This window comes from Coriobacteriia bacterium (genome assembly GCA_031292615.1).
In the GTDB taxonomy this organism is placed as follows: Bacteria; Actinomycetota; Coriobacteriia; order Anaerosomatales; family JAAXUF01; genus JARLGT01.
This window is the reverse complement of sequence record JARLGT010000020.1, coordinates 1-11,585: the sequence shown is the minus strand read 5'-3', so window position 1 is coordinate 11,585 and position 11,585 is coordinate 1. Positions and strand designations below refer to the sequence as shown.

General features: G+C 65.4%; 8 protein-coding genes. 2 read left to right on the top strand and 6 right to left on the bottom strand.

Annotated features, from left to right (window positions below):
- From holA to P4L93_01795, 6 genes are all read right to left on the bottom strand, one after another.
- Positions 1-696, bottom strand: a 696-nt coding sequence (gene holA / locus P4L93_01820; protein MDR3685682.1) for a DNA polymerase III subunit delta, incomplete at its 3' end; no start/stop codon positions are given.
- Positions 593-3,124, bottom strand: a complete 2,532-nt coding sequence (locus tag P4L93_01815) for a ComEC/Rec2 family competence protein (GenBank protein ID MDR3685681.1) — start codon at positions 3,122-3,124, stop codon at positions 593-595. The genes P4L93_01815 and holA, both read right to left, overlap by 104 nt.
- Positions 3,114-3,845 carry a ComEA family DNA-binding protein gene (locus P4L93_01810; protein ID MDR3685680.1) on the bottom strand — a complete coding sequence of 244 codons (732 nt, stop codon included), beginning with the start codon at positions 3,843-3,845 and terminating at the stop codon, positions 3,114-3,116. Before P4L93_01810 ends, P4L93_01815 begins: the two co-directional genes overlap by 11 nt.
- Positions 3,846-3,982: 137 nt before the next feature.
- On the bottom strand, positions 3,983-6,490 hold the full coding sequence (gene leuS / locus P4L93_01805; GenBank protein ID MDR3685679.1) for a leucine--tRNA ligase: 2,508 nt from the start codon (positions 6,488-6,490) through the stop codon (positions 3,983-3,985).
- 156 nt (positions 6,491-6,646) lie between these two features.
- Positions 6,647-8,047 (bottom strand): PAS domain S-box protein, encoded by a 1,401-nt coding sequence (locus P4L93_01800; GenBank protein ID MDR3685678.1) that lies wholly within the window; start codon positions 8,045-8,047, stop codon positions 6,647-6,649.
- Positions 8,048-8,352: 305 nt separating this feature from the next.
- Positions 8,353-9,810, bottom strand: a complete 1,458-nt coding sequence (locus P4L93_01795) for a YCF48-related protein (protein ID MDR3685677.1) — start codon at positions 9,808-9,810, stop codon at positions 8,353-8,355.
- 559 nt (positions 9,811-10,369) lie between these two features.
- Here P4L93_01795 and P4L93_01790 point away from each other — a divergent pair.
- Together P4L93_01790 and P4L93_01785 are read left to right on the top strand one after the other, a co-directional pair.
- Positions 10,370-10,810 carry a hypothetical protein gene (locus P4L93_01790; GenBank protein ID MDR3685676.1) on the top strand — a complete coding sequence of 147 codons (441 nt, stop codon included), beginning with the start codon at positions 10,370-10,372 and terminating at the stop codon, positions 10,808-10,810.
- Between the two features lie 106 nt (positions 10,811-10,916).
- Positions 10,917-11,417 (top strand): hypothetical protein, encoded by a 501-nt coding sequence (locus P4L93_01785; protein ID MDR3685675.1) that lies wholly within the window; start codon positions 10,917-10,919, stop codon positions 11,415-11,417.
- Positions 11,418-11,585 lie beyond the last annotated feature (168 nt).

The following is an 11,585-nucleotide window of genomic DNA, read 5'->3' as shown; positions in this document are numbered from 1 at the left end:
GACCGACTCGCCATCGCCGAGCAGCTCAGCCAGAAGGCGCAGTGCGCCGCGGCAATCGCGGTTGGCTAGGGCGTCCGTGAACTCGTACGCCGAGCTGGGGGCCGTGGTGGACGCGACCTGCTCGATATCCTCGCGCGTGACCTCCTCACGGCTGCCTACGAACGCGACAGCCTTGTCGGTCTCGGCCGATAGACGCCGTAGATCGAAGCCCACCGCTTCTACAAGCAGCTCGGCGGCGTTCAGCGCGATCTTCTTGCCGCGGTCCGCAAACATCCGCCGCACCTCGCCTGGATACTCCGACTTGCGTGGAGCAGCGTACTCGGCGGCCCCGCCGAGCTTGTCCACGGCCTTGTAGAGCCGCGTGTTCTTTGCGAGTTTCGTGGCAACCAAGACCAGAACTGTGGTTGGCGACGGGTCGCCAGCGTAACTGGCGAGAACGTTCCATCCCTCGGCGTTCATCTTGTCGACGTTCTTAACCACCACGAGGCGGCGCTCCGAGAGAAACGGCAGCGTGTTACACGCGGCGACGATGTCGTCGGCCTTCGCGCTCTCGCCCTCGAACGTATCGAAGTTGAAGTCGAGATCGGCAACGTCACCCACGCGCTTCTTCAGCCTCGCCAGCGCCTGTTGCAGGCGGAGGTCCTCGGTCCCGTAGATGAGGTAGACGAGCTTGAGGTCTGAGAGCGTCGCTGCCATGAGTCTCCGCGGTCGATGAGCTGTCTTGGATGTCGTCCAGTGTCGCATATGCCGAGCCGAGGACGCCAAACTGACTCTCTGCCATCGGCCATCGCTGCGCGACGTGAGAGGCGCGCGTCCGTGCCGGCCTGACAACCGGCTCGGCACCACCGAGCGAGATGGCGACGTCGCCATCGAGGTCCGTTCGATAGGTCGGGACGCCCGCCTCCCGCAGATAGCGAAGCGCTGTGGGAGTGGGATGGCCGTACCGGTTGCCCGCACCGACACTGATGATCGCGGCTCTGGGCGCAAGTTCTGCCAACAGGGCCGCATCTACAGAGATGGCGCTTCCGTGGTGACCGACCTTCAGGACGTCGACGCGCCCAAGCGTCCCCGCGTCGACTGCAGCCTGGACCACCGCATGCTCGGCGTCCCCGGTAAGCAGCACGCTCACGCTGCCGTGCCGGGCCACCATAACCACGCTTGCTTCGTTCGTAGCCGCGTTGACCACAGGCTGGCGTGGCAGGACGACATCCAGCGTGACTGAGCCGACCTTCAGCTCGTCGCCGGCACCGAGTTCTCGAACCGCGCCGGTACCGCTAGCCCTCTGCATCGCGCGAATGACAGGATACGAGCCGGCGAGAGTCCCTCTCGGCACGAAGATCCTGGGGACGTGCAACACGGACTCCGCCGACGCCAGCCCGCCGTAGTGGTCCGCGTGCAGATGCGTGATCACGACCTCGTCGAGCCGCCTGACGCGCTGTCGGGCCAGGGCGCCGAGCAGCGCCGGCCCGGTGGGCCCCGTATCGACGAGTGCGTCGTGCCCAGCGTCAGAGACGAGGATCGCGTCGCCCTGACCCACGTCGAGCACCACAATCCGCGGTCCACCCACCGCTGGCAGCGGAATCAGCGCGACCAGAACGCACGCGGCCGCCAAGGCGGCTATCACCCGCGCAGTGCCTCGCCGAGGTTGCGGCCACCACGCCCACAGCGCTAGGGCGGCAGCAAATCCGGCGAGGACCGCGAGCGTGCTGGCCGCGGCCGGCACCGCCGCGTACGGCACTCGGGCAAACGCGGAGGCAACCGAGCCGAGCATTGCGCAAAACGCTCCCGCACACCTCAACACCACGCCGCCGATGGGAGGCGCGACTGCCGCGAAGGCGAGCCCGGCCAACCCGATCAACAGAGATACGCTCACCAGCGGCACAGCCACCAAGTTCGACATTGGGGCCACGGTCGAGACGTAGCCGAACGCCGGAGCCAAGAGTGGCATCGTGGCCACGACGGCGCACAGGGTGACCGCCACTGGCCCGGCAAGGCGTCCCAAGCGATTCGGAAGCGTCGCGGCCGTCCATCCCTCGACGAGCCGAGCGAAGATCAGAATCGCGGCAACCGCGAGCACCGAAAGCTGAAAGGCTAAGTCGAACAGTGCAGACGGCGTCGCGCACAGCATCGCCGAAGCACACAGCGCGAGTGCCGACAGCGCATCGGCGCGCCGACCACTCTGCCCGCCTCCACGTGCAAGGCCAGCCACGATCCAGCCGCGGACCACAGACGTGCGCGCGCCACACAGCAGCACGAAGGCGCCGGTAAGCGTCAGCCCGATCGCGCCACGGGAACGGCGGCCGATGCAGAGCGCCAGTAGTGCCCACTCCGCCACGGCTCCAACCAGAAGCAAGTGGTAGCCGGAGGTCGCCTCGAAGTGAGCGAGACCTGCGACCTTCATGTCTGTGTCGGCCTGCGTACCACTCAAACGTCGCCGGTCCCCAAGCATCGCGCTGCCGAGGAGTGCGCCCCCTACTCCCGGAACCTCGGCCACCCGGTGCGCGGCCCAAGATCGCGCCCGCGCAACCCATCCTGAGGGGCCTGGCGCCCAGTCGACCGACTCGACGCGTCGAATGCGCAACGATCCGGAGCTGCCCTCGCGAAACTCCTGCTCGGCCTTGGCGGAGTCGGCTTGGGCGACGAACGAGCCGAACGCCACCACCGACGATCCGGCCTCGGGCGGCATCGCACCTTTCGGCCACGATGCTCGGGTCGCGACCCACGCTCCGCTATCAAGCCGAGCACGCACCGCCGAACTCGCCCCGAACTGCCCGTCAGTGGCGTCTGATACGACCGATATATCCCAGCGAGACTGCCGCCGCGCTGCAACCTCACGGGTAACCCCGCCGACATGCACCCAGAACAGCACGCCAACTGAGACACCGGTCACGAGTGCGAGTGCACACAGCGCACCCGTGCGAGACTGGCGCGCCCAGAAGGCGAGCGCCACCATCGCGCCTACTGAGCCGACTACCGCCGTCCATGCCTGAGTCTGCGCGCCCGCGCCCAGACGCCACACAAGCGCCTCGGCCGCCCAGAGCCCCGCCGCGAGTGCACCCGCTGCCCACGCCAGCGGGGGCAGCGACGGTCGGGCCACCTCACGCTGTTCGACGTCAGTGGACAACGACAAGATCCTTGAGGCTGTCTAGCTTCTTGGGACCGATTCCGGGTACTCGTCCCAGGTCGTCCACCGTCTTGAACGGGCCGTTAGTCTGCCGATCGGCGACTATCTTTGCGGCCGTGGAGGGGCCGACACCTGGAAGCGCGTCAAGTTGCGTTGCATCCGCCGTGTTCAAGTCGACCTTGGCGGCCGCCCCCGCCGCGCCCACAACGCCCCCGGCCGCGGCGCCGCCCACGGGTGCCGGCAGGCTGCCCTTGTCCACTTGGTCGTGCGTTGGGACGACGACCTGATCGCCGTCTGCGACCTTAGCAGCGAGGTTGATGGCGTCGGTGTCGGCGTCGCCCAACGCTCCGCCCGCCGCCTGCACCGCGGACTCGACACGCGCGCCGCCCTCGAGCAGGTACACGCCTGGATGTCTGACGGCGCCAACCACGTCGACATACATCGTCGCCTCACTCGCGACGGCGTCTCCTGGCGCTGCGACTACCGCTGCGGGAACGCTGGTCCTGGTTCCGGCCCGCGACGGTGCGCCACCCGCAACTGCGCCTGTGACGCGCGCAGCCAGCTCGCCGCTGGAGCCAGCTGCCGGCCACCAGCGCCACAGCGCCACGCCAACTGCCACGATGGCCAGTGCGAGCCCCGCCGCCACGATCGCCGGGGGCGCGGACGACCATCCAGCTCGTCTGGCAAGCGCCCTGAGCCGGGCCTCAACGCCTTCGCGCATAGCAACGCCCCCTCATCACCCGCGACGGCGAGGGGGCGTCGTCTGTCATCAGTGTCTGCGCCTGGCAGAAGCACGCCGGGCTGATCCCACGTTGGCACCGCCACCTTACTCGGCGCGCACCAACCTCCTACCGCTCGCTAACCCGCGACGACCACGCTCACGAGCTTGCCGGCGACGACGACCACCTTCTTGACCTCTTTGCCTTCGACGTACGACGCGACAGCAGTCAGAGCGACGGCGATGATGTCCTCCTCGGCGAGATCGGCCGCGACGGTGACCTTGCCGCGCACCTTGCCGTTGACCTGCACCACGAGCTCCATCTCATCTGACTCCATTGCCGAGGCGTCAAACGCCGGCCATGGCTCGAGATGCACCGATGCTTGGCCGCCCAGAACGACGCGCCACAGCTCCTCGGTCAGGTGCGGCACGAACGGTGCGAGCAGCAGCGTCAGCGCCTCGGCCGCGTCGCGCTGCAGCGCTAGGTCGCGCGAACCGGCTGGAACTTCTCGGCGGTAGTCGTAGGCGGCGTTGGTCAATTCCATGACCGCCGAGATAGCGGTGTTGAACTGGAAGCGGGCCACGTCGTCGGTGACCTTTGCGATCACGCGATGCAACTCGCGATGGAGCTTCTTGGCGGCAGGATCGCCGGAAGCGACCGAGCCGTTGTCGGCGGCAGCCTCATCGGCGGCGTCCGCCACGAAGCGTCCCACACGGGCGAGGAATCGGTACATGCCGTCCAGACCGTCGAAGCTCCATTCGAGGTCCTTGTCGGGCGGTGCCATGAACAGGATGTACGCACGCAGCGTGTCGCAGCCGTAACGGGCGATCATGTCTTCGGGCGCGACTACGTTGCCTTTGGACTTGCTCATTGTTGCTCCATCGAGCTTGACCATGCCCTGCGTCAGGAGATTGGTGAAGGGCTCGGAAGCCCGCATCATCCCCATATCGCGCAGCACCTTGGTGAAGAACCGCGAGTAGAGCAGGTGCAGGATGGCATGCTCGATGCCGCCGATGTACTGGTCGGCTGGTATCCAGTAGTTCGCATTGTCCGCCGAGAACGGCAGTTCTGCGTTCTTGGCGTCGGTGTAGCGCAGGTAGTACCACGACGAGCACGTAAACGTGTCCATGGTATCGGTCTCACGCTTGGCCGCGCCGCCACACTTGGGGCACGTGGTCTCGTAGAACTCGGGGTGATCGGCCAGCGTCTCGCCTTTGGTGATGTCGATGTCCATCGGCAGCACCACCGGGAGCTGTTCGATCGGCACCGGCACGAGTCCGCACGTGGGACAGTGGATGGCCGGGATCGGGTTGCCCCAGTAGCGCTGGCGGCTGATGAGCCAGTCGCGCAGGCGGAAGTTGATGGACTCGCGGCCCTGATCGCGCTCGGCAAGCCACGCACTGACCGCATGCATGCCCTCGCTCGCCTTGCCGCCGCGCATGCCCGTGAACTCGCCCGACTGCACCATGACGCCGGCTCCAGCGAAAGCGACCTCCCATGGCACGTCGACCATCACTCGCTCGCTCACGCCAGCCAGCTGCGCCAAGAGCGGATCGTCATCGGCCACGACGACCGGCGGAATGGGCAGGTCGTACTTGCGAGCGAACTCGAAGTCGCGGGTATCCCCGCTCGGAACCGCCATGACCGCGCCGGTGCCGTAGTCCATCAAGACGTAGTCGCTGACCCAGATCGGCACCTTCTCGCCGTTGACTGGGTTGACGACGTAGCGGCCTGTGAACGCGCCGTTCTTCACGCGCTCCCCCAGCTGCCGCTCCACAGCTGTCTCGCGCGCCGCCGAGGCGACCACCGCGTTGACCGCCTCGGCGTACTCGGTGCTTGCCGTCAGCGTCGCGACCAGCGGATGCTCCGGCGCGAGCAGAAAGAAGCTGCACCCAAACAGCGTGTCGGGCCGCGTGGTGAAAACGGTGATGCTCTCGTCGGAAGGCTCGCCTGCAGCGTCGCACAAGACGAAGTCGACCTCCGCGCCTTCGGAGCGACCGATCCAGTTGGCCTGCATCGTCTTGACCCGGTCGGGCCATCCAGGAAGATCGTCGAGGTCGTCGAGCAGCTGCTGCGCGTACTCAGTGATCTTGTAGTACCACTGCTCCAGCTCGCGCTTCTCGACCGTGCTCTTGCACCGCCAGCACTGGCTATCGCCTACCACTTGCTCGTTTGCGAGCACCGTCGCACAGCTCGGGCACCAGTTCACCGCCGATGACTTGCGCTCCACCAGGCCGCGTTCCCAGAACTTCAGGAAGATCCACTGACCCCAGCGGTAGTAGTCGACGTCGCACGAGCGCACCGTGCGGTCCCAGTCGTACGAGAAGCCCATACGCCTGAACGACGCGGCCTGCTTCTCGATGTTGGCGTACGTCCACTTGGCCGGATGGCTGTCGCTCTTGATGGCGGCGTTCTCGGCGGGAAGTCCGAACGCGTCCCAGCCGATCGGGTGCAGCACCTCAAAGCCGGCCATCGACGCCTGGCGCGCGATCACGTCGCCGATGGTGTAGTTGCGAACGTGCCCCATGTGGATGTCGCCCGACGGGTACGGGAACATCTCGAGCACGTACTTCTTGGGTTTGGTTGCGTCCTCGTGAGCGTGGTACAGCCCCTCGCGCTCCCAGGCGGACTGCCAGTGCTCTTCGATGCGCTTCGGTTCAAAGACGAACTCGCTCACAGGGGTGGCCCTTCTTCGGCGCGCTTGGCCAAGCGGATAGAAGCTGAAATGCGATTCTAGCGGATGGGCCGTCTCGCGCGAACGCGAGACCGTGCCCGGTCCCGCCTACTGTTGTGGGACCGGCGGCTACATGTCGAGAAACGCAAGTTCCCCGCGAGCGTGCAGCGCAAGACAGGCGGTGCGGGCGTCAGCGTCGTACTTCTCCGGGAAGCTCTGAATCTCATCGACTGCCGCCGCGAGGCCGAGCGCCGGGCGATACGGGCGATACGAAGCCATCGCCTCGACCACATCCGCGATCGCAAGGATGCGTGCCGCCGGCAGAATCTCGTCGCCGACGAGTCCCTGCGGATAGCCCGAGCCGTCTTGGCGTTCGTGATGTTGCAGGACGATATCTGCCATCGGCCAGGGGAACTCCACCCCTTTGAGAATCTCGTAGCCGCGCTGCGAGTGGGACTTGATCAAGCCGAACTCTGCATCTGAGAGTGCGCCGGGCTTGTTCAGGATCTCGGCAGGCACCGACAGTTTGCCGACGTCGTGAACGAGGGCCGACATCTCGATGGCGTCCACGTCGTCGGCCGACATTCCCATCTCGGTCGCAATTGCGCGGGCGACGAGCGCGACGCGCTCTTGGTGGCCGTGCGTGTACGGGTCGCGAATCTCGACGACTCGCCCGAGCGTGCGCGTGATCTCCAAGACCATCTCTGCAAGTCGCATGTTGCTCTGGGCAAGGTCGAGCTCGGATCGCTTTCTGTCCGAGATGTCCCGCGTGACGGACAGGATATGAGGAACGCCGCCGAAATCGATGATGCGCGCCGACATGAGCGCGACAGTTAGGCTGCCATCCTTGTTCCTGAAGCCAGCTTCGAAGTTGTCGACGCGGCCGCTGTCGCGGAGCTGTGCGACCATCCGACTTCGGTCTTGCAAGCTCTCCCAAATCTGTATCTCGCCCGATGTCTTCCCGATGGTCTCGGCAGCGGTCCATCCGGTGAGCCGCGTGAACCCATCGTTGACTTCGACGTAGAGACCGTCTTCCATCCGGTTGATGTTGACTGCGTCTGGGGAGGCCGCAAAAGCGGCAGCGAACTTGGTCTCGGACGCGTCGCGCGCACTTTCGGCGGCAACCCGATCGGTTATGTCGCGAACGAACGACACGCGAGCGTTGGTGTCGTCGAAACGATTCCTGCTCGAGGTGACTTCGGCCAGGAACTCCGTCCCGTCCTTTCGGCGCAACCGGCGACGGGGGATGAAGGCAACGGCATCTGCGACGGTGCGCTTCGTCTCCACGGGCTCAAGTGATAGATCTGTCACCATCATGCGTGTGAGTTCCGCCGGGGAGTATCCGAAGAGCCGCGAGGCTGCGGCGTTGGCGTCCAGGATAGCCATCGAGTCCATGTCGACGATGAGTATCGCGTCAGGCGCGTTGTCGAAGAGCGTCCGATAGTGCGACTCGGAATCCGGCAACTCACCTGCAACTGTCTGCCGTGCAGTGATTGAAGAACGGTTCTCGAGCCGCTCGAGTTCGGACATCCGTCCCCCTCCATGGACGCAAGGGCGGTTCGTGACCACGATTGTACGCCGCAGGCACGTCCCGAGCCATTCCGCCGAGAACCCAGCAGCGGCTCTCGAAAGGGAGGTCCTTGTTGGGCGTCTGGATGAAGTACCTCTCCGCGGGTGTTGCTCGGCCCGATCGGCGTCCCAAGTTGACGACAACGCGCTATCGAGCCATCGCCGGAGACCTCATGGAACGCTTCTGACCACACACAGCCAACACGCAACAGACGGGCGCCCCTCTCGGCACGCCCGTCTATCGTCCCGTGTGGATCTGGACCGTTCTAGGGGTTGTCCCACCCGTCCCTGATAACGCCATAGTAGGTGTAGCCGCTCGCCACCGAGCTCTTGCCCCTGCCATGCACGGCTCGAATGCGCCAGTTCCCAGAGCTGCTGAATATGATCTTGGCCGAATACGTCCAGCCGCTCCTCGATGTCTTCGCCTTGAAGCTTCGCTTGACCTTCCACTTCTTGCCGACACGCTTCTCTTCGACGATGTTGACCGAATACGTCCCGGTCTTGTGCCTCGTCGAGAGACTCCCGTTGACATGCAGCCAGTCGTGATCCTCGACGGTGAACGGCTTGGAGCTGAACTGCGGCACGATCACCGGCGCGCCCAGCAACTGTTTCGGTGCTGCCGTCTGCAGTGCCCAAACGGCTGGTGGATCTTCGAGGCCGAACCCGCCGCCCGCCCAGATGTGGTACGCATCGGGGACCGAGAACGACCGAACTATCGCCGCTCCCGACTGATCGAATCCGGGAGGGTTGGGGTCGAACCCGGTCCAGTGAGCCCCTCCGTCGGTGGTCTCGAGAAGCACCTGGTTCCCGGTTAAGGTCCCTCTTGGATCGCAGCCGATGAACCCATGGTTGTTGTTGAGGAATGCGATGGCCCGCGGGCTTTGGGTCGTCACATTCGAAGCTCTCAGGCTCCACGTCGCGCCGCCGTTCTCGGTGGCGAACATGTCGGCTCCGACCTCCTGCCCTGTGTCGCTCACGGCCCAGCCGTGGCTCACGTCCGTGAACCAGATGCTCTCGAACGAGCGTTGTGGTGACGCCGTTGTCTGCCGAACCCAGTGGCCGTTGGAGGCCCGGCTGAGCACCATGCCGTCGCCGCTTCCATCCTCACCGCAGGCCCATCCCTGCGTCGCGCTAACCATGTGCAGTGCGAACAGTTCTCCGTCGGCGATGAGCGCGTCGCCGTCCACCGGCGCTTGCGACCAGTTCGTACCGTCGCTCGTCGACACGACGAACGTCGGGTTGCCGACGGCAGTGACATGCTCAGGGTCCACCGCCTGAACGGCGTAGAGCAGGGTCGTGACGGCCGGTGTCGTCGCCGTGGTCCAGCTGGAACCAGCGTCGGTGGACTTGTAGATCGTGTCGTCCATGCCTACAGCCCAGCCGGTATGAGCGTCGGCAAACGAGATCGCCGATATGTAGAGGTTCAACCCGACGGGCGTGATGTCCGTCCAGTTCTTCCCACCGTCGGTGGTCTTCAACAATGCTTTCTGCTCCGAGCCGCCCAGCAGGGCCCATCCGTCAGTGGTGTTCGGGAACGAGATGGACGTCACGCCCAGGTCGCTGGCGCGAGTGACCTGCAGGATCCACCCCGCGGGCAGCCCCGTGTACGGTCCAGGAGACGGTAGCGGAATCGCCGTGGCAGCCGTGGCAGCCAGGAGCGCCACGCACAGTGCTCCCGCGGCCAGCCCAGCGCGCCATAAGGCGCGCCTCTCCTTCAAACTCATGCCTCTGCCCCCCTCATGAAGCGCACGCGCCAAGATGCCGCGCACGTGATGTGACAGAAAGGGCTTCGGCCGTGTGCGACCGATCGAGAACGGCACCTCCCCTCAATGCGGGGCAGCCGAGACGGACGCGGAGTCCTCATGAGTAGGTTGTTCCCGTGCCGAAACGAAGAGTGCGGGAGGTCGCCGAGATCATTCTCGCGCAACACCTACGGATCCTCTCGAACCGGCACTACGGAGGCTCAGACGCCGGGGCCCTCGGACCGCCGCTTCGTCCGGCTGCTTGAGGCACTGTAGGACCCCATGCAAAGCAGGTCAGGTCGGGCAAATGCCCGACCTGACCGTGAGTATCTTTTGGTGGGCCATCGTGGGCGTACTTCGAACATCCGGCATGTGAGGCGAGCGGCGCCCGTCGTCCCGACAGACCGAGAGTGTTACGTGGAACCGCGTGACACTGAGCCAAGGCTGTAAGCGGGCATGATAGTGTTTGTTATGCGGCTGGCATCTCGTCGCCGCGTGTTAAGCGGACCCGCATAAACACCGTTCGAAAGACAGGAAGATCATGCGGTCGCTAACAGCAACCGAGGCGCAGGACTGGTGCTCGCGGCACGGGATCGCGCTGGACTCCCGCTCGCGCCCGGCTCGTCCCCGTCAGGCCGTCTCGACTGCCATCCCATCTGACTCGGGTGCGCGAGTCGCGCTGGTCGGCCAGCAGTTCGTCGCTCTTGAAGGCGAGACTGAGGTCCTGGTCTGGTTCACCGAATGGGGCGTCTGGCCGTCGGGCGAACGGCCGCATATCTTTGATCGCTTTCGCGCCGCCTACGGCGAGACTCGTCCGCTCATCGACGTTCCAGCCTTCGTGTTCTCGTCGGGAGAAGCTCAAGACGCCCTTTCGTTCGTGACTCTCGGCGTGTTGTTCCTCTGGGACGTCAATGTGCTCGGCGCCACCGGCCAGCGCTACCTTCTGTATTCGCACGACGAGATGGTTGACGTGCTGGTCTGACCAAGCCTCGCGGCTGCTCGCGTATGCCGGGTCGACCCGCTTTCGAACAAGCGCATCGAGCGGACGCAGTCAGCGCTATCCTGATGCCAGCGCCGGAGCGCCGCTCGTGCGCAACACGTTCGACAGAGTGAGGCTCGGCATGGCGGGTTTAGGCAGTCGCAGTCTGAGCAGGTTGGGCGTTCTGGTCGCCGCCTTAGCGCTGATCGGCGTCACGGCCTGCAGCCCCGCGCATCCCGCCGTCCCGGTAACGCATTCGATGACCTCCGCCGAAGCGACGGCGGCACTCCTCGGCGTGTGGCGACCCCCGAACTCGAACATCCAGCTTACGCCGGGGGCGTTCGGGACGTTTGTCATTCGGTCGATCGGTTTTGGTGGTGACGGTGTTTTGACCGTCGTCACGGGCGGGCCTGTCAGCGATCATCCCTTCCAGGGCTCTTGGGCACTGACACCCCAGGGCGCGCTATTGCTCTCGTTTGGCACCGGAGGGCGCGTTGGCACCTATCGTTTCCGGGCCCACGGCGGCACTCTCTCGCTCAGACTCGCTGGCGGGGATTCGTGGGCCACTGCCTCACAGACGTCCACCGTGATCTACACGCGGCGGCCGTAGCCCTCTACCCTTCGCGGCTCGGCACAGGTGTGAGTTCAAGTCTGAAGTGCAACGCTTCGACCTCTGACGCTCCCGTCTACCAGGCTTGTACATAGCACTCCTCCGGGGTCTTGTAGCCCAGCCGCTTGCGGGGCCTTGAGTTGAGTTCGCGGGCGATCCGGTCGCAGT